19 protein-coding genes are annotated in these 21,249 nt (G+C 68.2%); 7 read left to right on the top strand and 12 right to left on the bottom strand.

Annotated elements, in window-relative coordinates:
- Positions 1–48 precede the first annotated feature (48 nt).
- Both VGF12_RS19935 and VGF12_RS19930 read right to left on the bottom strand, forming a co-directional pair.
- Complete coding sequence (locus VGF12_RS19935) at positions 49–2,112, bottom strand: alpha/beta hydrolase family protein (RefSeq protein WP_331177797.1); 2,064 nt, start codon at positions 2,110–2,112, stop codon at positions 49–51.
- A 65-nt stretch (positions 2,113–2,177) separates the two neighbouring features.
- Positions 2,178–5,234 carry a TonB-dependent receptor domain-containing protein gene (locus VGF12_RS19930; RefSeq protein WP_331177796.1) on the bottom strand — a complete coding sequence of 1,019 codons (3,057 nt, stop codon included), beginning with the start codon at positions 5,232–5,234 and terminating at the stop codon, positions 2,178–2,180.
- Positions 5,235–5,651: 417 nt separating this feature from the next.
- Here VGF12_RS19930 and VGF12_RS19925 point away from each other — a divergent pair, with 417 nt between their 5' ends.
- Entirely contained in the window at positions 5,652–6,320 is a 669-nt protein-coding gene (locus tag VGF12_RS19925; RefSeq protein ID WP_331177795.1) for an esterase, read from the top strand.
- A gap of 3 nt (positions 6,321–6,323) precedes the next feature.
- Here the strand turns inward: VGF12_RS19925 and VGF12_RS19920 are convergent, their stop codons facing one another.
- Genes VGF12_RS19920 through VGF12_RS19910 form a run of 3 tightly spaced genes read right to left on the bottom strand, consistent with a single transcriptional unit; the run spans position 6,324 to position 9,943 of the window.
- A complete protein-coding gene (locus VGF12_RS19920) occupies positions 6,324–7,094 on the bottom strand; it encodes an FAD binding domain-containing protein (protein WP_331177794.1) in 771 nt (256 codons plus the stop codon).
- A gap of 13 nt (positions 7,095–7,107) precedes the next feature.
- Positions 7,108–9,465 carry a xanthine dehydrogenase family protein molybdopterin-binding subunit gene (locus VGF12_RS19915; protein WP_331177793.1) on the bottom strand — a complete coding sequence of 786 codons (2,358 nt, stop codon included), beginning with the start codon at positions 9,463–9,465 and terminating at the stop codon, positions 7,108–7,110.
- A gap of 1 nt (position 9,466) precedes the next feature.
- Entirely contained in the window at positions 9,467–9,943 is a 477-nt protein-coding gene (locus VGF12_RS19910) for a (2Fe-2S)-binding protein (protein ID WP_331177792.1), read from the bottom strand.
- A gap of 106 nt (positions 9,944–10,049) precedes the next feature.
- Here VGF12_RS19910 and VGF12_RS19905 point away from each other — a divergent pair, with 106 nt between their 5' ends.
- Complete coding sequence (locus VGF12_RS19905; RefSeq protein ID WP_331177791.1) at positions 10,050–11,030, top strand: XdhC family protein; 981 nt, start codon at positions 10,050–10,052, stop codon at positions 11,028–11,030.
- A gap of 69 nt (positions 11,031–11,099) precedes the next feature.
- Here the strand turns inward: VGF12_RS19905 and VGF12_RS19900 are convergent, their stop codons facing one another.
- The gene (locus tag VGF12_RS19900; RefSeq protein ID WP_331177790.1) at positions 11,100–11,732 is read right to left on the bottom strand and encodes a DUF6515 family protein; all 633 of its coding nucleotides are present in this window, start codon (positions 11,730–11,732) and stop codon (positions 11,100–11,102) included.
- 119 nt (positions 11,733–11,851) lie between these two features.
- Here VGF12_RS19900 and VGF12_RS19895 point away from each other — a divergent pair, with 119 nt between their 5' ends.
- The gene (locus tag VGF12_RS19895) at positions 11,852–12,478 is read left to right on the top strand and encodes a glutathione S-transferase family protein (RefSeq protein WP_331177789.1); all 627 of its coding nucleotides are present in this window, start codon (positions 11,852–11,854) and stop codon (positions 12,476–12,478) included.
- A gap of 183 nt (positions 12,479–12,661) precedes the next feature.
- Here the strand turns inward: VGF12_RS19895 and VGF12_RS19890 are convergent, their stop codons facing one another.
- Positions 12,662–13,282 carry a glutathione S-transferase gene (locus VGF12_RS19890; RefSeq protein ID WP_331177788.1) on the bottom strand — a complete coding sequence of 207 codons (621 nt, stop codon included), beginning with the start codon at positions 13,280–13,282 and terminating at the stop codon, positions 12,662–12,664.
- 42 nt (positions 13,283–13,324) lie between these two features.
- On the opposite strand from VGF12_RS19890, the gene VGF12_RS19885 reads away from it, so the two are divergent.
- Positions 13,325–13,801: a hypothetical protein gene (locus VGF12_RS19885; protein WP_331177787.1), complete on the top strand. Its 477-nt coding sequence runs from the start codon at positions 13,325–13,327 to the stop codon at positions 13,799–13,801.
- 3 nt (positions 13,802–13,804) lie between these two features.
- Here the strand turns inward: VGF12_RS19885 and VGF12_RS19880 are convergent, their stop codons facing one another.
- From VGF12_RS19880 to VGF12_RS19860, 5 genes are all read right to left on the bottom strand, one after another.
- On the bottom strand, positions 13,805–15,175 hold the full coding sequence (locus tag VGF12_RS19880) for an amidase (protein WP_414710153.1): 1,371 nt from the start codon (positions 15,173–15,175) through the stop codon (positions 13,805–13,807).
- Entirely contained in the window at positions 15,175–15,705 is a 531-nt protein-coding gene (locus tag VGF12_RS19875; RefSeq protein ID WP_331177785.1) for a peroxiredoxin, read from the bottom strand. Before VGF12_RS19875 ends, VGF12_RS19880 begins: the two co-directional genes overlap by 1 nt.
- 62 nt (positions 15,706–15,767) lie before the next feature.
- Positions 15,768–16,547, bottom strand: a complete 780-nt coding sequence (locus VGF12_RS19870) for a DNA-binding domain-containing protein (protein ID WP_331177784.1) — start codon at positions 16,545–16,547, stop codon at positions 15,768–15,770.
- Entirely contained in the window at positions 16,544–17,365 is an 822-nt protein-coding gene (locus VGF12_RS19865) for a DUF692 domain-containing protein (protein ID WP_331177783.1), read from the bottom strand. Before VGF12_RS19865 ends, VGF12_RS19870 begins: the two co-directional genes overlap by 4 nt.
- Before the next feature lie 129 nt (positions 17,366–17,494).
- Positions 17,495–17,752: a hypothetical protein gene (locus VGF12_RS19860; RefSeq protein WP_331177782.1), complete on the bottom strand. Its 258-nt coding sequence runs from the start codon at positions 17,750–17,752 to the stop codon at positions 17,495–17,497.
- Positions 17,753–17,971: 219 nt separating this feature from the next.
- Here VGF12_RS19860 and VGF12_RS19855 point away from each other — a divergent pair, with 219 nt between their 5' ends.
- The 3 genes from VGF12_RS19855 to VGF12_RS19845 are packed head-to-tail and all read left to right on the top strand — an operon-like array spanning position 17,972 to position 21,248.
- Complete coding sequence (locus VGF12_RS19855) at positions 17,972–18,853, top strand: N-acetylmuramic acid 6-phosphate etherase (protein WP_331177781.1); 882 nt, start codon at positions 17,972–17,974, stop codon at positions 18,851–18,853.
- The gene (locus tag VGF12_RS19850) at positions 18,850–20,118 is read left to right on the top strand and encodes an MFS transporter (protein WP_331177780.1); all 1,269 of its coding nucleotides are present in this window, start codon (positions 18,850–18,852) and stop codon (positions 20,116–20,118) included. Before VGF12_RS19855 ends, VGF12_RS19850 begins: the two co-directional genes overlap by 4 nt.
- Positions 20,115–21,248, top strand: coding sequence for an acyltransferase family protein (locus VGF12_RS19845; protein WP_331177779.1), 1,134 nt, complete (start codon positions 20,115–20,117; stop codon positions 21,246–21,248). The genes VGF12_RS19850 and VGF12_RS19845 overlap by 4 nt, the downstream gene beginning before the upstream one ends.
- The last annotated feature ends 1 nt before the right edge of the window (position 21,249 follow it).

Below are 21,249 nucleotides of genomic sequence, written 5' to 3'. Positions count from 1 at the left end.
AACGGCGGCCTTGGGCCGCCGTTTTTCCTTGAAGGGACCGTCAAGCGGTCAGAGGCCGCCCTTGCCGCAGCCCGAGCTCAGATACGTGCTGATCAGGTTCAACTGTTCGGCATTGGTCTGGCGCGTCCAGGCGGGACCGTGGGCGTAATCCTTGAGCACGTGATACTCCACGGGCTTGCCGGCCGCCTTGGCTTTGTCGACGAAGAGTTCCGACTGGATCAGCGGCACGGTCTGGTCGCGGTCACCGTGGTAGACCATGATCGGGATCTCGATCTGATCGGCCTTGGTCAGAGGGCTCAGGCCGCGCACCGTCGGCTCCTGGCGCTGCCGGAAGAACGGGTTGGTGAAGAACCGCGCCCAGATGCGCTCGATGTCCGACACGCCCGCACCGGCGATGGCGCACTTGTAGAGGCCGTTGGGCCGCACCGACGCGGCGAACGCCGAGTAGCCACCATAGGAGAAGCCGAACATGGCGATGCGCTTGGGGTCGGCCAGCTTCTCGCTGATCAGCCACTTCGCGCCGTCGTCCTTGTCGTCCTGCATCTTCTGCCCCCATTCGCGGTCACCCGCGAACCACAGCGTGCGGCCCCAGCCGGCCGAGCCGCGGAACTGCGGGCGGAGCACCACCTTGCACTGAGACACGAGCAGCGGGACCCAGCCGGAGCCGTCGTACTGCATGGTGTCACGTGCCCACGGGCCGCCGTGAGGATGCACGACGGCGGCGTAGGGCCCCGGCCCGCAAAGCTGCGGGTTGGGTACCGTGAGGTAGGCGGGGATGTTCAGGCCATCGCGCGCCTTGTAGTAGACGAAACGCGAACTGCCGAGGGCGCGCTTGTCGATGTCCGGGTACTCCTTGGCGAGGAGCTGGATGCCCTGGCCGCGCAGCAGGTAGTGCTCGGTCGGGTAGGACAAGCCGCTGACACGGATCAGGTAGGTGGGCGTTTCGCCGAGGCGGGCCTCGACGACGCGCACGGAGACGCCATCGAACGCGGGGATCTGGGCCCGCTCGCCGCTGGCCACGCCGACGAGCTCTTGCTTGATCTCCTTGATGCCCAAGGCCTGAGCCACCCCGCGCACGATGGACTCCGTCTTGGGATCGACCCACAGTTCGTCGAGCCCCTGGTGGCCGTCAAACTCGAAGCCCTCGAAGCCGTTCGGACCGGGAGCACCGTCGTCACGGTCGGAAATCACGCCGACCGCGTCGAAGTACTTGTGCTCGAACAGCGTCTCGCCGATCTTGCGGCTGACAGTGTCGTATTCGTACAGCCCTGCGAACTCCCGTCCCACGTTGCTGACGATGACGGCCGTGCCGGGCTTGGCGCCGGGGGCCACCATGTTGACGACATCGCGGTCCTTCACATAGCTGCGGAAGTGCTCTTTCCACTCACCGCCGGCGTCGCGAAAGTCAAGCGCAATGAAGGCGCCCTTGTCGTCACTGCCAGAGCGGGACTTGGCCCAGGGCTGCCCCGCGTCGTTGACGGCCACACTCATGTCCAGCTCGCTCATGCGCATGATGCGCGAGGCCCTGGCGGTGCGCAGGTTGTAGCGGAAGATGTCGCGGCTCTCACCGCGGCTGTCGCTTTCCAGCACGATGTTGTCGGGGTCGGACAGCAGCCGGTTCAGCACCGTGGGGTTTGCCAGCGCCGCCTGCTTCTTGGCCATCTCGGTGCGGGCGATATCGCCGGACGCCATGGGCTCAATCCAGTTCTTGCCCTCGAGGTCGGTGAACAGCAGCTTGTTGATGAAGGTCTTGGTGACCTGTTCGGCGCGCAGGTCGTAAGGCTGCGTCATCACGACCTGCAGCATGTCGTTCTTCAGGAACGACGCGCTGCGGATCTGCATGTTGGTGGCGCCAATGACCGTAGGCTTGGCGGCCAGGTCGGCCAGTTTCCAGACCAGGATGCTGCGGGCGTCGCCCTTGCTCTGGATGGCCAGCATGTGCTTGCCGTCAGGCGAGAGCCGGAAACCCGTCATGCCAGGGAACTGCGCCAGGGTCTCGGTGCTCGGGACGCGAATGGGCGGCGGATCAGCGGCCTGCGCGGCGTGGCTGAACGCCAGCGCTGCGCCTGCGCCGGCGATCAGCCGGTTCAGGGTGTTCAAGTAGCTTTTCATGCGAATCAGCTTAAAAAAATGCCCTGGCAACCCGCAGGTTGCCAGGGCATCAGAGCACTAGGCGATTAGAACGACTTGGAGACGTTCATGAAGAAGCGACGACCGAAGTAGTCGTAGCCGCTGTACAGGGGCGCATTGCCGACGCGGTTCGCGTAGCCCGACGAGATCGAGGGCGGCGTCTTGTCGGCGATGTTGCGAACACCAACCGTCGTCTTCCACTTGCTGACCGAGTCGCTGTAGGACAGCGACAGCGAGTGCAGGAAGTAGCTCGGCGTGCGCATCTGGTAGATGCTCGTGTCGGGGTTGTACAGCGCAGCGTTGGCGGCGCTGGTGGCCTGACGCTGGTAGTACTCGTAGCTCGACGTCTTGCCGACCCACTCCGTGCCGTAGTAGGCCGTCCAGCCCTTGACCGTGTACTTCACGTCCAAGGCACCGGACCAGCGCGGCACGCCGACGCGGCCGTTGCTCTCGGTCAGCGGATCGGTCGCGAAGACCTTGCCGGCTTGCGAGTGGTACTCGGTGGCCGACAGTTCCACGCGCAGCTTGCCGATGCCCACATCGTTCGTGTAGCGGATGTTGTAGTCGTAGCCCCGCACGACGTCGGTCGACAGGTTGATGTAGCTGTTGTTGACCGTCAGCGCGTTGTTGCCCGGGGCACGCGTGATCAGCTTGCAATAGCCACCGCCGCTGCGGAAGGCCGGATCGTCATAGCACAGCGTCAGGATGTTGGCGGCGCCGGCGCGGGAGACGCCGTTGTCGACCTTCACATCGAAGCGGTCCAGTGCCACGGACAGGTCACCCCAGCCGGTCGGCAGCGTGGGCTGCAGGATGATGCCCCACGACGAGTTCTTCGAGGTTTCCGCGGCCAGGCCGGCTTCACGGCCACCCAGGGTGACCGAGGTGATGCTGCTGGTTTGCTGGAAGTTGGCCGGCAGGCCTTCGCTGGCGCAGTTGATCGCGCGCTGGCTGCCCGGGGTGGGGCTGTTGCACGGGTCACCGGCGGCGCTCAGGAAGCCGGTAGTCGCACCGACGTACTGCTCGAACAGGGCCGGCGCGCGGTAGGACGTGCCGTTGGTACCGCGCAGCGAGACCCAGCCCGTCGGCGCCCACAGGGCACCGATCTTGTAGGTGGAACCCGAGCCGTAGGACTTGTAGTCCGCGCGGCGCGTGGAGCCGTTCAGCGTCAGTTCCTTGGCCAGCGGCAGGTCCTTCAGCAGCGGCACTTCAACTTCGGCGAACACATCGGTGGCGTGGTCGTTGCCACGGGTCGGCGTGGACGAGGTGAAGCTGTAGATGTTGGCGGTCTGCTGGTCGATGGACGGGGTGTCATCGATGGACATGCGGCGGAACTCGGCGCCAACGGCACCCTTCACGTCGCCATAGGGCAGCTTGAAGAGCTTGCCGGTCGTCGAGGCCGACACGACGTCTTCCTTGTACTTCGTCACGCCGGTGTAGTTGTCGTACACGAAGCCCAGCCAGGCGGCCGGCAGTTGGCCGCCCACGACGGCCGAGGTCAGTGCCGGTGCGGCGACGCAGCCGTTGGCCGTGTCGACGCAGTTGAAGCCGCCGCTGCCGTTGGACGTGACGTTCAGGCTCTGAGCCAGGCGGTCGGCGCGGAAGCCGTCGAACAGGTAGCTGCCCTTGCTCTCGGCGTGCTGCACCGAGACGTCGTAGTCCCAGTTGAACTTGGCGAAGGAGCCGCGCAGGCCGGCCACGGCGCGCGTGAAGTCCACGGACTGGCTGGAGTAGCTGTTGCCGGCACCGATGAAGGCGCGCACGCCCAGTGCCTTGCCGTTGGTGATCGTCGTGGCGGCGGTCTGCACCGTGCTGAATGCCAGGTTGGCGGGGATCAGCGGGCTGCCCTTGGCGTAGTCCAGCGACAGCTGACGGAAGCCGACCTGCGACGAGTCGCGGCGGTTGAACAGCACTTCCCAGTAGGCCTCAGCGTCGCCGAGGGCTTGCACGTCGAAGGCGCCTTGGGCGTACAGGTTGTGGTTGCGCACCGGCGACATCAGCGTGTTGTTCATCACGCGCGGGTCGAACGTGTCGCGGACGTTGTTGTCGGTCGTCGAGCCGCCGCCCACGCCTTCCCAGCCGACCAGACCCGTGGTCACGGCCGAGTTCGGGCGCCAGCGGTTGAAGGTGGTACCGACCGAGCCAGGGGCGCCGACGCCAGTGGTGGCGCTGCCAGCAGGCGTGCCGCCGGTGCCGATGGTGTTGATGGTCACGCCGTTCGAGCCGGTGCCCGTGATCGGGTAGCACTTGGGCTTGCCGGTCAGCGGATCCTTGGTATCCCAGCTGCCCCATTCGCCAACGACGCCGTTGACGCTGGTGCGACGGTAGTCGGTGTTGCAGCGGGTCCAGTCACGCTGACCCAGCGTCATGCGGGTGTTCTCGTTGAAGTTGTACGAGACCAGGAAGCGCGAGTGGTCATTGACCATGCCACCTGCGGCCGAGAAGTTGTAGGCATTGCCGCCGCCGTGCTCGGTCTGCGAGATCGAGGCGTCCAGGCGGATACCGGTCAGGTCCTTCTTCGTGATGATGTTGATCACGCCGGCCACGGCGTCGGAGCCGTAGACGGACGAGGCGCCGTCCTTCAGCACTTCGATGCGGTCGACGATGGCGTTGGGCAGCGTGTTCAGGTCAGCGGCGCCGACGGAACCACGGGTGCCCGAGGGCGACATGCGGCGACCGTTCAGCAGCACCAGCGAGCGGGTCGGCGCAAAGCCGCGCAGGCCCACGGTGTTGGCACCCGGGCCGCCGTCGGTCACATAGCCGCCGAAAGCGTTGTTGATCTGGCCGGCGCCGCCGGTCACGGACGTGCTCTGCAGAACCGCGGCCGTGGAAGTGAAGCCCGCCAGGGCGGCGTCTTCGTTCTTGATGACCTGGATGGGGGCCGGCGAGCTGAAGGCATCGCGCTTGATCCGCGAGCCAGAGGTGACGACAACTGCATCCAGCTTCTGGACGGCGTCGGTCTTCGCAGCAGGAGTTTCGGCCGTGGTGGCGGGCTTATTGTCGGTCGACGTTTGCTGCGCTGCAGCATTCGTGGCCAGGATCAGGCCAAGGACCGCAAGAGCGATGGGTTTTTGAACAGGTTTAAAACCAGAGTATTGATTGGACATAGAAAATACTGGCTGAGGTGGGATGCTGACGAGCAATCCACCAAGCAGGAGGGCTCCACGGCCTTGAACTCGTCAACAAACATTCATGTTAGGGATAGGGTTCGGTTACCCGGAAGTAACAGGCCGAACCTAGGGTCTTCTCTTAGGCCTTCTGCGCCCTTCGAAGCCCAGACCGTTGCAGAACCCCAACAAAGCCGACGGACGACCGCCGCTCTGGGCACGCGGGCCCGCCGGTGCCGCCCTAGGCGTCCGACATACTTAACGACGCAAAAATTAACCTTCGCGGAATCCGAATTCAGTGCCTGCCTGCCAAGAAGCCCGGTGGATTCGATATTCGTCCCCCTGTAATCTTTCTTACTAGAAAGAAAACATTCAGACCAATTCCTCCGAGGGTTGCAGGGCGCCGAAAATAAGCCGATGAGTTCCATGCCAGATGCCGCCGCCCCCGACCTGCTGTTCGTGCTGCTGCCCGACAGCGGCATCGCGCCCGACGGTCCCGACACGCTTGCACCGCTGGCCGCTGCGCTGCAGGCCCAGTACCCCAACGCCGCGACGCTGACTGTCCATCCCCCCCTGCGCGACGACGAAGGCCGCTGCCGCTGGTGGGTTGGCCTGCAGCCCAGCGCAGAAGGCGTGGACGCAGCCCTGCCTCACCTGATCGATCGCCTGCGCATGGAGGCCGTCAAGCTGGAGCTGCCCTGGCAGCGCGTGGCACTGGCCGGCATCGGCGACGGCGGACTGCTGGCGCTGGAAGCCGTCCAGTCCGAAGCCGCGCTCGTCGGCCGCGTGTTGTCCTTTGCCGGCGGATACCTGTCACGGCCCGAAGCAGCACCGCAGGACGTCTGCGTGCACCTGCTTCACGGGTTGGAGGACCAGCGCTTCCCCTACCGCCACGTCGTCGACGCTGCGCAGTCCCTGGTGGACCTGGGCGCCGACGTGACGGCCGACCTGCTGCCCCATCTGGACCACGGCCTGCACCCCGCCCTGATCGAGAAGGCCATGGAGCAGCTGCGCACCTTCATTCCCGCGCGGCTGTGGCGCGAAGCGGTGATCGCTGCCCAGGACAGCGAACGGCCTGTGGGTTGAGCCTCAGGCCGCCGCCACCGCGCGCGCGGCCAGCTCCGGGATCAGCGCGGCGCGGTAGGCCGCCGTGCCGTGCAGGTCGTTGTTCAACCCCTCGGCGTCGACCTTGACGGCGCGTGCCGTCGCGGGACTCCAGTCGCGGCTCAGGGCCTGCTCCAGCGGCGCACAGCGGAACACACCCGGCCCGGCGCCGGTGATGGCCACGCGCACGCCGGCGTCGAAGCGCGCGACAAACACGCCCACCAGCGAGAAGCGCGACGCCGGCTGCTTGAACTTCTGCCAGGCCGCCGCTTTCGGGATGGGAAAGCTCACCGCGGTGATCAGCTCGCCCTCCTGCAGCGCCGTCGTGAAAAGGCCCTGGAAGAAGTCGTCGGCTGCGATCTGACGACTGGCGGTGTGGACGCAGGCGCCCAGCCCCAGGACTGCGGCGGGGTAGCAGGCGGCGGGATCGTTGTTGGCGAGGCTGCCGCCCAGCGTGCCGGCGTTACGCACCTGGCGGTCGCCAATGCGGCCGGCCAGATCGGCCAACGCGGGAATGGCGCGCTGCACGTCGGTGGAGGCGGCGACGGCCGCATGAGTCGTCGCGGCGCCGATGCGCACGGTCTTGCCGTCGACGGCGATGCCCTGCAGCTCGGACAGGCGACGCACGTCGACGAGGCCCTCAGGCGCTGCCAGGCCCAGCTTGATCGCGCCGAGCAACGACTGCCCGCCGGCCAGGAACTTGTCGTCCGCGCCCAGGCGGGCGGCAGCGATGGAGGATGCGGCTTGATAGTTCATCGCAGAAGTCTCCTCAGGCCTGGGCCGATTGCAGTGCCGTCCAGACCGCGCAGGGCGTGGCCGGCATGGGCAGGTCCTTGACGCCGATGGCGTTGCAGATCGCGTTGATGACGGCGGGCGGCGAACCGATGGCGCCGGCCTCGCCGCAGCCCTTCACGCCCAGCGGGTTGTGTGTGCAGGGCGTGCCCGGCGCGGTTTGCACCTGGAAGCTGGGCAGGTCGTCGGCACGCGGCATCGCGTAGTCCATGTAGCTGCCGGACAGCAATTGGCCCGAGTCGGCGTCATAGACGCCGTGCTCCAGCAGCGCCTGTCCGATGCCCTGGGCGATGCCACCATGCACCTGGCCCTCGACGATCATCGGGTTGACGATGTTGCCGAAGTCGTCCACCGCGCTGAAGCGGTCCACGCGCACGATGCCGGTGGCTGGGTCCACCTCCACCTCACAGACATAGCTGCCGGCCGGGTAGGTGAAGTTGGTCGGATCGTAGAACGCGTTCTCGTTGAGACCGGGCTCCAGCTTGTCCAGCGGGTAGTTGTGCGGCACATAGGCCGTCAGCGAGACCTGAGCGAAAGGAATGCTGCGGTCGGTGCCGGCAATGCGGTACTCACCGTTCTTGAACTCGATGTCGCCCTCGCTGGCCTCCAGCAGGTGGGCGGCGATCTTGGCCCCCTTGGCGATGACTTTGTCCACCGCCTTGAGAATGGCCGTGCCGCCCACGGCCAGCGAACGACTGCCATAGGTTCCCATGCCGAACAGGACCTTGCCGGTGTCGCCGTGCTGGATGTCCACGTCCTCCAACGGGATGCCAAGCCGGTCCGCGACGATCTGCGCAAACGTGGTTTCGTGGCCCTGGCCATGCGAATGGCTGCCGGTGAAGACGGTGACCTTGCCTGTGGGATGCACGCGCACCTCACCGGCCTCGAACAAGCCTGCGCGTGCGCCCAACGCACCGGCGATGTTGGACGGTGCCAGACCGCAGGCCTCGATGTAGGTCGAGTAGCCAATGCCACGCTTGAGCCCCTTGGCCTCACTGACCGCCCTGCGCGCCGCGAAGCCTGCCACGTCGGCAAGTTGCTGCACCTGAGTCAGCGTCGCGTCGTAGTCCCCGGTGTCGTAGGTCAAACCCACCGGCGTCGCATAGGGGAACTGGGTGATGAAGTTGCGACGACGGATCTCTGCCGGGTCCAGGCCCAGTTCGTGCGCGGCCGTTTCCACGAGGCGCTCGACCACGTAGGTCGCCTCCGGCCGGCCCGCGCCGCGGTAGGCGTCCACTGGCGCGGTGTTGGTGAACACGCCGGTGACCTCGGCATAGATGCTGGGCGTCTTGTACTGACCGGCTAGCAGCGTCGCGTACAGGATGGTGGGCACGCAGGACGCGAAGGTGGACAAGTAAGCGCCCAGATTGGCCGTCGTGTGCACGCGCATCGCCAGGAAGTGGCCCTCCTTGTCCATGGCCAGCTCGGCCCTCGTCACGTGGTCGCGGCCATGGGCATCACTGAGGAAGCTCTCGCTGCGCTCGGCCGTCCACTTGATGGGGCGGCCCAGCTGTTTGCTGGCCCAGACCAGCGCCGTTTCCTCGGCATACAGAAAGATCTTTGAACCGAAGCCGCCGCCGACGTCGGGCGCGACGACACGCAGCTTGTGCTCGGGAATGCCCAGCACGAAGGCGCACATCAACAACCGCTCAACATGCGGGTTCTGGTTGGCGACGTAGAGCGTGTAGTTGTCGTCCGCCGGGTTGTAGCTCGCATTGGCGGCGCGCGGCTCGATGGCGTTGGGGATCAGGCGGTTGTTACGGAACGCCAGCGTCGTCACGTGCGCCGCCTTCCCGAAAGCGGCGTCCGTCGCCGACTTGTCACCACAGCCCCAGATGTAGCTGCGGTTGTCCGGTGCCTCGTCGTGCACCGTGCCGGCATGACCCGCCGCGGTGGCCGTATCGGCGACCGCCGGCAGTTCCTCGTAGTCCACGTCCACCAGCGCCGCCGCGGCCTTGGCCTGCGCCAGCGTCTCGGCAACCACCAGCGCCAGCGCGTCGCCCACGTAGCGCACCTTGCCGTCCGCAAGGATGGGGTGCTTGGGCTCCTTCATGGGCGTGCCGTCCGTGCTGGTGATCAACCAGCCGCAGGGCAGACCACCGACGGCACGGAAGTGCTCGCCGGTGTAGACGCCCAGCACGCCGTCAGCCGCGACGGCAGCAGCCGTGTCCACGCGGCGGAGCCGCGCATGCGCATAGGCGCTGCGCACAAAGACGCCGTAGGTCTGGCGCGGCAGCACGATGTCGTCGGTGTACTGGCCGCGGCCGGTCAGGAAGCGCGCATCCTCGCGGCGCTTGACGCTCTGGCCAATGAAGCCCTTCTCGGGTGCATTCATGTCACACCTCCTTCATCGCTGCCGCGCCCACCTGCACGGCGCGCACGATGTTCTGGTAGCCCGTGCAGCGGCACAGATTCCCCTCCAGGCCCTCGCGAATGGCGGCCTCGCTGGAGCAGTCGTGGTGCTGCACGAGGTCGACGGCGCTCATCACCATGCCGGGCGTGCAGTAGCCGCATTGCAGGCCATGACAGTCCTTGAACGCGGCCTGCATGGGGTGCAATGTGCCGTCCTGAGCCGCCAGCCCCTCGATGGTCGTGATGCGGCCTCCGTCGGCCTGCACGGCCAGCAGGTTGCAGGCCTTCACGGCGCGACCGTCCAGGTGGACGGTGCAGGCTCCGCATTGCGCGGTGTCGCAGCCGACGTGGGTGCCCGTCAGGGCCAGGTCTTCGCGCAGCAGCTGAACCAGCAGGCGGTCGGCATCGACCTCCCTGCTGACAGCGCGGCCGTTGACCACGAGATGGATCCTGTGGCTCATGCATGTCTCCTGGTTGTGAGGCCGATGCTCGGCCCGCTTCAAGGGCTTGTGATTGCCGATTACCCTTAGGTCCTGTTCAAGACCTCGAAGCTGGGGATGGCAATTCATGGACAACCTCGACCTGGGCGTGTTGCGCACGGCCGCCGGCTGGCGGGCCGAGGGTCGCGGCGTTGTGTTGGGCACGATCACGCGCACCTGGGGATCGGCGCCGCGGCCGGTGGGCTCGCTGGTCGCCGTGCGGGACGATGGGCAGATCGCCGGTTCCGTGTCCGGCGGCTGCATCGAGGACGACCTCGTCGCCCAGCTCCGCGCCGGCAGCCTGACGCTCGCCAGGCCGACACCGCTGCGCTACGGCGTCGGCGCCGAGGAGGCGCGGCGCTTCGGCCTGCCCTGCGGCGGCACGCTGGAGCTGATGCTGGAGCCGCTGGCGCCGCACTCGGCGGTCGACGCGCTGCTGGCACGGCTTGAGCGCGGTGAGCGCGTGCAGCGCCGGCTGGACCTGACGACCGGCGCCGTCACGCTGGCCGACGCCGACCCCGGCGCCGACATGCTGACGCTCACGGACACCCTGCTCGTCAGCCACCATGGACCGCAGTGGCGGCTGCTGGTCATCGGCGCCGGCCAGATGACCGACTACCTGGCACAGATGGCCCTGGCGCTGGGCTATGGCGTGACGGTGTGCGACCCGCGCGCCGAGTACGCCGACGGCTTCCACCAAGCCGGCGTGACGCTGACGCGCGACATGCCGGACGACGTCGTCACGGCCTTCCGGCCTGACGGCGCCACGGCCATCGTCGCGTTGACCCACGACCCCAAGCTGGACGACCTCGCGCTGATGGAAGCACTCCGGGGCGCCGCTTTCTACGTCGGCGCCATCGGCTCGCGCGTCAACCAGGCCAAGCGGCGGGCACGGCTGGCCGAACATTTCGGGCTGACCGAGGCCCAGCTGGACCGCCTGCACGGCCCGGTGGGCCTAGACATCGGCGCACGAACGCCGCCGGAGATCGCGCTGAGCATCCTGGCCGAGATGACGTCCGTGCGCTATCGCGCCGCGGGCGCCCGCCCCGAGGCCGGCTGCGTCGTGTGAGCGGCGCTGGCGCCCCGTGCCGCCGGCATCACCGTTTAGTCGGGGGTCTGCGGCCGGACAAGGCGCGCTTCATTTCATCGTGTAGCCACGCCCATCCATGCAAGCCTCGACCGCGCGGTTGAAGACGCTGGCGTCAGCCTGGGCATTGGGCTGGGTGGTGGCCCAGCGGTTGCAGTCGCGACGGTCGCTCTCCTGCTGCTCGGACGACTGGCCATTGCGCGGATAGATGATGGGGTCGGCCCGGGGGGCGGGTGGCGGCGGGGCGGGCATGACCTGGGCCGTGGCGGCCTCGGGCGGTGGCGCGACGACGGCATACCCGTCCGGCACCGACTGGTAGTACACACCATTGGCGTAGTAGTAAGGCAGCCCGCCAAGCGTCAGTGTCACGTAGGCCGGAGGCAGCAGCGGGATGACGAGCCCGATGGGCGGCAGCACAACGCGGAAGCTGGAGCCATAGGGCCGATACCAGACACCCCCATGGAACCAGTAGCGGCCCGGCCCGGCGCCGACGCCCACGGCGCCATAGGGCACGCGCGGCGCCACATAGCCGGGCGCGGGATAGTAATGGTCATGGTGGTAGCGCCCATCGAACACCATGCCGATGTTGGCGCGGACGCGCACGTCGGCGTGGGCAGCGGGCGCGCCCATCGCGGCGCCCAGCACCAGCAGGGCCGCGACGCAGGGGTGAAGCAAGGTCTTCATGATTTTCAGCCGTGAAGCCGTGGGAGTTTGCCAACGCACCCAGCCTCGCGCGGGTGCACTGCGGCGGCGTTGCGGCAACGTAAAGTTCGCCGCCTGACCCGTCGCCACGCCGTCCCGCCATGATTGAACTGCACTACTACCCCAGCAACGCCAGCTTCGCCCCCCATCTGCTGCTCGAGGAGATGGGCATCCCCTACACGCTGCGCGAAGTGGACCGTGCCAACAACGAGCACAAATCGGCGGCCTATCTCAAGCTCAATCCGAACGGGCTGATCCCCGTCCTCGTCGACGGCGACCTCGTCCTCTACGAGACCGCCGCCATCTTGATGCACCTGGCCGACTGCCACCCCGGCTTTGCGCCGGCGCCCTGCACGCCCGAGCGTGCGCAGTACTACAAGTGGATGGTGTGGCTCACCAACACGCTGCAGGCCATGCTGATCCACTACTTCTACCCGGATCGCATGGCCACCGACGCCGCCGAAGTGAAGGCCCGGGCCGAGGCCCAGATCGCGCCCATGCTGGATCAGATGAACGCTGAACTGGCCCGCCACGGCGGGCCCTGGTTCATGGGCCAGCAATACACGGCCGTCGATCCGCTGGCCTTCATGCTGTGTCGCTGGACGCGCATGCAGGCCAACCCGGCCAAAACGCGCCCGGCGCTGGGCGCCTATCTGAAGCGCGTGCTCGAGCGCGCGGCCACGCAGCGCGTGGTGGCCAAGGAGAAGCTACCCGACCCGGTTTACTGATCGTTGGTGCGAATCGCCGCGACCGTCGGCCTCGTGGAGGTCGGCCTGCCTGGCGTGCGCACTCGGCGTGCCAGTCGCCGACGCGGGCACAGTGCCACCCGGCCATTTCGCGAAAAGCGGCGCATCAGGCGATGCCGCCCCTCTCCTCGGGAACCGACCGCACGCCGGGGCGAGGGATTCATGTCATGGCCAGTGGCGTTGGAAGACGGCCGCCACCTCAGGGTGCTGCTCCACGCGCAGCAGTTGCGCGAGGAAGCTCGGCCGCTCGGCCTGCAGCATGGCCCGCGAACCCGACCATTTGGATACGACTGTTGCCAGCAGTTCCAATGCGCCAGGCGAGCCAGCGTCGAAACCGATCTCGAACTGGTCGGCAAACAGCCGCCAGTGCTCGTGCAGCCGGACGCGCGTACCGGCGCGGATCTGCCCCTTGGTCGCGTCATCGCAGGGCTCGCACCAGCGCTCCGGATAGTCGATGACGCTGATGGCCGCGTAGCAGTTCGCCGCGATGTAGACCAGCCCGCGCAGCACCCGTGCTCGCGCACCGGCATCGACCGGCAGCAGCACGCCGGGCGCCGCCGTCAGGCCGAGATGGATGAGGATGGCCGCGCTTTCCGTCAGCACCGTGCCATCGGCGAGAACGAGCGTCGGGATCTGGCCCAGCGGGTTCACGCGCAGCAGGTCGTCCCGCCCCGGGCCGGGGTTCCAGGATGCCGCGTCGACGCCGGTGTAGGCCAGACCGGCGCGCGCCAGCGCCGCCTCGATGGCCGCCGAACCCGAGCCCTTGGTGCCGTACAAGGTCAACATCGCCATACCTCCTTCGCTGAGCGTGCAAAATCGTCTCACATCATGTGCGCTCGTCCCGCCCTGCCTCATTCCCACCGCGCCGGCCCCAAGCCCAGCTTCGGCCGAGTTCGGGTGGGCGTGTACGGCCGCGTGATGATGTCCGTCGCCGAAGGCCCCTTCGACGCCGAGCTGATGGCCGCCACCCGGCGTGCCATCGCGCTGGCTGGCAAGCGCCTGCCGGCCGACCGCCGCTTCGGCGATCTGCTTGAGATCCGCGGCAGCCTGCAGATGGATGCCGACGCGCTGGGCGCACTGCGCGCCAGCATCGACACCTTCGCCTCTCGCGGCATCGTCTCCCTCTCTACGGTTTTCCTCGTGCGCCCCGGCATCCCGGGCATCGAGCGCTTGCCGGCACTGATGGACATCTGGCGAGCCAGCCGGCCGGTGCGCCGCGCCGACAGCTTCGAATCCGCCTGGGCCCTGGTCAATGCCGACCTCGCCGCGGCCGGGCTGCCCACGCAGGAGCCCCCGCGCCCGTGAGCCTCAGGCAGGCCAGGGACGCGGGACCGGGCGCAGCTGCTCCCAGGCAGCGCCCAGCGCCAGGACGCCGGCATCGTCGAAGCGGCGGCCGATGATCTGAAGCCCGATGGGGAGACCGGTTGAGGTGTAGCCCGCGTTGATCGCCAGCGCCGGCTGCTCGCTCATGTTGAAAGGCAGCGTGAAAGCGATGTGTTCGAAGGGCCGCGCCGGGTCGTGCAGCGGGCTGGCGAGATTGGCCGGATAGGCCGGCATGGGGGCCACCGGCGACAGCACGAAGTCGAAGGGTTCGCAGGCCGCATTCGCCGCCTCACGCAACGCCTGCATCTGGCCGTAGCCGCGAAAGACGGTGGCGCCGTCGTACTCGGCCGCAGGCGCGACCCAGTCCAGGATGTACGGCAGCACGCGGGCCCGCTGCTCGGGCGCAAGGGCCGAAATGTCCAGCCAGGAGCGCATGCGCCAAAACCGGTCGATGCCGTCGGCCATCTCGCGCGTCGTGAAGGCTCCCAGCGGCTCGACGACCGCGCCGGCCTGCTCGAAGGTGCGCGCCGCGGCAGTGATGGCGGCCGCCACCTCAGGCTGCACGGCTTCACCCCAGCCGGCGTCCATCAACAGGCCCAGACGCAGGCCGCGCAGCACCACCTCGCGCGGCGCGAAGGCGCCGGGCGGCAGTTGGGTCGGGTCGCGCGCGTCCGGCTGCGCCAGGACGGCCAGCATCCGTGCGGCGTCAGCCACGGTGCGCGTCAGGGGCCCGGCCACGCGGCCGGCATAGCCCGGCTTGATGGGCACCCGGCCGTGGCTGGGCTTGAGCCCCACCAGGCCGCACCACCCCGCCGGCAGGCGGATGGAGCCGCCGATGTCGGTGCCCAGATGCAGCGGACCGTACCCGGCCGCGGCAGCGGCCGCGGCGCCGGCGCTGGATCCCCCGGGCGTCAGCTGCAGGTTCCAGGGATTGCGTGCCGGCTCGGCATAGAGGCTGGACAGGCCGGAACTCAGCATGCCGTAGTCGGGCATGGTGGTGCGCGCCCAGGCAATGGCGCCGGCCTCGCGCAGCCGCGCGGCCGGCGGGGCCTCGAAGTCGGCGGCGGCGGTGGCGGCCGTCGCAGCGGTGCCCAGGCGGTAGGCCACGCCCGGCTGTGCGATGTTCTCCTTCAGCGTGACCGGCACGCCATCCAATACCCCCGCGGTGCCGGCGCGCCAGCGGGCCTCGCTGGCGCGGGCCGCGGCCCGCGCGCCAACGGCGTCCACGAGACACAACGCATGCAGTTCCCCCTCACGCCGCTCGGCCTGAGCCAGCACCGCCTCCATGACCTCGACGGGCGACAGCGTGCCCGCGCGATAGGCCGGCAGCAGCTCGGCCGTGCCGAGGCCGGCGATCACTTCTTCAGCTGCTGAGCGGCCTTCAGCATCGCGTCGATGTGGCCGTCGGGGTTCATGCTGGCATGCACGGCAGCGACCTTGCCGTCGGGGGCGATCAGGTAGGAGACGCGGTCGGCCATGCTGCCTGGCAACATCTTCAGCGCCACGTCGTAATCCTTGATCACCTTGCCGCCTGCATCGGCGGCGACGGCGAACTTGTTGCGACAGGCCTCGACGCTGAACTTCTTCAGCGTCTCGATGTCGTCATTGGACATGCCGATGACGGTGGCGCCCAAGGCCTTGAACTTGTCTGTGGCCTCGGCAAACTGATGGGCCTCGACGGTGCAGCCACTGGTGAAGGCCTTGGGGTAGAAGTACAGCACCACGGGGCCCTGCTTGAGCGCGTCGGCGAGGCGGAACTTGAAGGGCTGACCGCCGACGGCGGCGTCGGCGCTGAAGTCGGGCGCAGGCGCGCCGACGCTGAGGGCGGCCTGAGCGGTGGGAATGAGCAGGGCGGCGAACAGGGCGGTAAGCAGGCGTCGTGACATGGCAAGCCTCGGTGGTGAGGACCGCAGGATAGCCAAGCTGCAAGGCCCCATGGAGCGGCGGGTCAGGGCTGGCGCAGCAGGCCGTCGGCCAGCCAGCGCTGCAGGGACGCCACGACCGCCGGTGCAGCGGCTTGCGCATCGCCCAGCTCCTCGGCGGCGCGCTCGCACAGGCGGGCGAAGGGCAGGCCCGTGTCTACCCCCTCCAGCAGCGCGGCCTCCAACGGCTCCAGCGAGCGCCAGCGTGTCTCCAGGCCCTGGCGCCAGGCCAGCAGCACATGCACATGCGGCAAGGGCTCGGGCAGCTCGGCCAGGGCCAAACCCGATTCAGGATCCCACTCGCGTAACGCCCGCCAGGCCGGCTCAATGGCGTGGGCGAGCGTCACGCGTCGCACGCTGAACTGCAGGTGTAACACCAGTCCGGCCCAGTCATCAGGGTCCAGCGCAGCCAGCGCCACGGCTTCGAGCGGTGACGCGTCAGTGGCATCAAAGGCGCCGCGCAGCGCCCAGTCCATGCGGGCGAAATCGACCAGGCTGGCGTGGGGCACCAGCGCTTCGCCGGCCGTGGCCATGAAGCCGGCCAGCTCGTGACCGAACCAGCGGATGGACGGCTGCCGGCTGGGCTGCGCGGCGAGATAGGCGCGGCCCAGCGCGTCGAAGGCCTCGTCACCCATTGCCCGGGCGAGCACGGTGTAGTTGTCGACCAGGGCAGCGACGAGGCGGGCGAGGTAGGCATGGCGGTAGACGGCCAGGCCGATCCCGAAGTCGCCGGCCAGCAAGCCATCGGCGTCGGCGCCGTCACGGATGGCAGCGGCCAGGCGCTGCTGGAGGTGGACCGTGCTCATGCCCGGGCCGCCAGCCGGCGCGCCACCGCCAATTCAGCGAGCAGGTCGTCGAGCGGCGGGATGTGGTCGTCGCGCTCGATCATCGTCGGCACGGCGCCAAAGCGCCTCACCGCATGCCGGTACAGCGCCCAGACCTCCTCGCGCACCGGATGGTCGTGGGTGTCGATGACGATGTCGCCGCGGTCCTCGTGGCCGGCCAGGTGGATCTGGCGCACCGGCCCGACCGGCAGCGCGTCCAGGTAGTCAACGGGATCGAAGCCGTGATTGCGGCCGGACACATAGACGTTGTTCACATCCAGAAGCATCTGCGCGCCAGTGCGTTGGAGCAGCTGTGCGACGAAATCCCATTCCGCCATCTCGTCGGCCGCAAAGCGCACGTAGCTGGACACGTTCTCCAGCACCAGGGGTCGGCGCAGCAGGTCCTGCGCCTGCGCGACGCGTGCCGCCACATGGTCCAGCGCCGCGCGTGTCAGCGGCACGGGCAGCAGGTCGTGCAACTGGCTGTGGGCGTCGGCGCTCCAGCAGAGGTGGTCGGACACCCAGCCCGGCTCGAGGCGGTCGGCGAGGCGCCGCAGTTCGCGCAGATGACCAAGGTCCAGCGGCGCCGGTCCGGCAACGGACAGTGACACACCGTGCATGACCAGCGGGTAATCCGCCCGGATGCGCTCCAGGTGCGCCAGCGGCGCCCCGCCGGGCACCAGGTAGTTCTCGGAAATGATCTCCAGCCAGTCCGGCCGCCGGTCGGCATGCACACCGGCCTCGAAGGCGGCGTAATGCTCCACGCGCAGCCCCAGGCCAAAGCCTTGGATTCGGGTCATGTCGACAGAGAGATTTGACGCGGGGCCTCAGGCTCCCGCGCCACCAGGCGGCAGCTGTGGACCCGGCTTTGCCGGGCCACGCCCTGCATGCCCTTGCGGGGGAGGCGCGTCAAGCGCCCCGGGGATGGATCACTTCTCTACCTTGCCACCGGCCTTGGTGCACTCGTCGGCGCTCTTCTTGCTGACCCACCCCTGGCCCTTGCAGCCGTTGTGGCCCTTGCAGTCGTTCTTGGCCGTCTTGCACTCCGACGTGCCCTTGCAGCCGTTGACGCCGGAGCACTTGACCATGCCGTCGGCCGCCGAGGCGGTCGTGGGGATGGCGGTGGTGGCGAACAGGGCTGCAGCGGCTGCGGCAATGCCCAGGCCGTTCTTCAGGGATGCATTCATGGGAAGTCTCCAGAAGGGAAATGGATGAGATCGGGTCACCACAGGTCGGCCCCATATTTCTGGGACCGGCTTGCCAGCGTGCGTCGCAGCGACTCGCCGAGTCCTTACAGCCGGCCCGTAGATTCTGATTACCTGCCGTTATGGCTGCAATGGCGCGTGGCATTCGTCAGGGGCCGGCGGCGAGCTAGAGTCCGCGGGCTTGATCGCGCCCTTTTTCCCATGCTGAACACCGAAACCCCGAGCACCCGCCACCCCGACCTGGATACCTACGCCACGCCGGCGCTGCTGGAGGCCTTCATCGACGACCAGACAGGCGCCGTCGCCGCCGTCAAGGCCGCGGCGCCGCTGCTGGCCGCGGCCGTGGATGCCGCGCTGCCGCGCATCCGGGCCGGCGGCCGGCTGCTGTATGCCGGGGCCGGCACCTCCGGCCGGCTGGGCGTGCTGGACAGCGTCGAGCTCTACCCCACCTTCTCCTGGCCGCGCGAGCGCGCCGTAGCCGTGCTGGCCGGCGGTGAGAGCGCGATGTTCGTCGCCGTGGAGGGCGCCGAGGACGACCGCGAACAAGGCGCCGCCGACATCGCCGCGCTCAAGCCTGGCCCGAACGACGTGCTGCTGGCACTGGCCGCCTCCGGCGGCACGCCCTACGTGCTGGGCGCCATCGAAGCCGCACGTGCGGCCGGCGCGCTGACCGTCGGCTTCGCCAACAACCCTGGCGCGCCCGTCACGCAGCAGGCCGCAATCGGCATCGTGCTGGACACCGGCGCCGAAGTCATCTCTGGCAGCACCAGGCTGAAGGCCGGGACCTCCCAGAAGATCGCACTGAACACCTTCTCGTCGGCGCTGATGGTGCGGCTCAACAAGGTCTACGGCAACCTGATGGTGGACCTGAAAGCCACCAATGCCAAGTTGGTGAAACGGGCGCTGGCACTGACGGTGCGCGCCTCCGGCGCCAGCGAGGCGGATGCGCAGGCGGCCCTCGCGCAATGCGACCACCATGTGAAGACAGCACTGGTCATGCTCAAGCGCGGTGTGGGCGTGGACGCGGCGCGCGCGCTGCTCGACGCCGCGGACGGCAACGTCGGCAAGGCGCTTTCGGCATGACGCGCTCCCCCTGGGCGTGGATTCCCAGCCTCTACTTCGCCCAGGGCATTCCCTATGTCGTCGTGATGACCTTGTCGGTCGTCATGTACAAGAACCTGGGGATCTCCAACACCGACATCGCCCTCTACACGAGCTGGCTCTATCTGCCCTGGGTCATCAAGCCGCTGTGGTCGCCGCTGGCCGAGCTGTTCGGCACCAAGCGGCGCTGGGTCACGGTGCTGCAGTTCTTCGTTGGCGCGGCACTGGCGGGCGTGGCGCTGACCATACCCACGGAGAAGGTCTTCCAGCTCTCGCTGGCGGTGTTCTGGCTGATGGCCTTCGCCTCGGCCTCGCACGACATCGCGGCAGACGGCTACTACATGCTGGCTCTGCCGCAGCACAGCCAGGCCGCCTTCGTCGGCGTGCGCTCGACCTTCTACCGCCTGGCCAACATCGGTGGCCAGGGCGGCCTGGTCTACCTCGCCGGCGAACTGAGTGAGCGCAGCGGCAGCGTCGTGCAGGCCTGGAGCACCGTGTTCTGGCTGCTGGGCGGCCTGTTCGTACTGTTGGCCCTCTGGCACGGCTTCGTGCTGCCTCGTCCCGCGGCGGACGTGCGCGGCGTGGGCGGCGGCGCGGCGCGGGGTCTGGTGGCGGAGTTCTTCGCCGTCTTCTCCAGCTTCTTCAAGAAGCCGGGCATTGCTGTCATCCTCGGCTTCCTGCTTCTCTACCGCTTCCCCGAGGCCCAACTGCTCAAGCTCGCCAGCCCCTTCCTGCTGGACCCCGTCGAGCAGGGCGGCCTGGGACTCTCCACCAAGGCCGTCGGCATCGCCTACGGCACGGTAGGCCTGACGGCGCTGACGCTGGGCGGCCTGGCGGGCGGCTGGGTCATCTCCCGTATCGGACTCAGGCGTGCGCTGTGGCCGCTGGTGCTGGCCATGCACGTGCCCAACGTCGCCTTCTTGCTGCTGGCGCTGACGCACCCGAGCAGCCTTGCCGTCATCAGCGCCGCACTGGCCGTCGAGCAGTTCGGCTACGGCCTGGGCTTCACGGCCTACCTGATGTACATGATCCACGTCGCCGAGGGGCCGCAAAAGACCGCGCACTACGCGATCTGTACGGGCTTCATGGCCCTGGGCATGATGATTCCTGGCATGTGGAGCGGCTGGCTGCAGGACCACGTCGGCTATGTGTACTTCTTTGGATGGGTGCTGGTGGCCACAGTGCCCAGCTTCGTGATGGCGGCGCTCATCAAGGTGCCGGACGACTTCGGAAAGAAGACCGAATGAAAGACCGGCTGCTGTCCCTGGACGCCTTCCGCGGCTTCGCCATCGCGGCCATGCTGCTCGTCAACAACCCGGGCGACTGGGGCAATGTCTACGCGCCGCTGCTGCACGCTAAGTGGCACGGCTGGACGTTCACTGACTGGGTCTTCCCCTTCTTCGTCTTCATCAGCGGCATGGCGATGACGATCAGCCTCGCGCGCCGCGCCCAGGGCGGGGCCGACAAGGGGCAGTTGCTGCTCAACACCGCGCGCCGCGCCCTCGTCATCATCGGCATCGGCCTGCTGCTCAATCTCATCCCCAGTTTCAACTTCGAGACGGTACGCATCCCCGGCGTGCTGCAGCGCCTGGGCCTGTGCACGCTGCTGGCCGCGCCCATCGTCCTCTGGTGCGGCGCGCGCGGCGTGGCGCTGTGGGCCGTGGGCCTGATGGCCATCTACTCGGCCGTGCAGCTCTGCCTGCCCGTCCCCGACGCGGAGGGCATCGTTCACGTCGGCCTGCTGGAGCCCGGCAAGGACGCCGGCGCGTGGCTGGATCGCCTGTTGATGGATGGCCACCTGTGGCGGCAGGCCAAGACCTGGGATCCGGAGGGCCTGCTGTCCACGCTGCCGGCGGTGTCGTCCCAGTTGCTGGGCGTGCTGGCTGGCTATGTGCTGGCCTCCAAGCGCCAGCCGGCCGAGAAGACCATGTCCTGGGTCCTCGCCGGCCTGGCTTCGCTGTGGCTCGGCCAGGTGCTGGACGCCTGGCTGATGCCCATCAACAAGTCGCTGTGGACGCCCGCCTACGTGTTCGCGATGGCCGGCTGGGCCTGCCTCGTGTTCGCGGTCTTCTACTGGCTGCTGGACGCCAAGCCACAGCCTCTGGCCCGCGCGCGTGCGGCGCGGCTGCTGCACCCGCTGGTGGTGTTCGGCATGAACGCGCTGTTCCTGTTCGCGCTGTCGGGGCTGGTGGCCAAGATGCTGTACACGATCAAGCTCGCCGACGGACGCAGTCTCGGCGGCACGCTGTACGCGCCACTGCGCGACTCAGGGCTGGCGCCCGTCAACGCCTCGCTGCTGCACGCCCTCCTCTTCGTGCTGGTCATGTACGCCATCGCCTGGCTCATGTATCGCAAGCATTGGTTCGTGAAAGTCTGAT

It is taken from the genome of Roseateles sp., assembly GCF_036404855.1.
GTDB lineage: Bacteria > Pseudomonadota > Gammaproteobacteria > Burkholderiales > Burkholderiaceae_C > Pelomonas.
The sequence above is the reverse complement of the archived record's forward strand: the minus strand, read 5'-3'. Positions and strand labels throughout refer to the sequence as shown.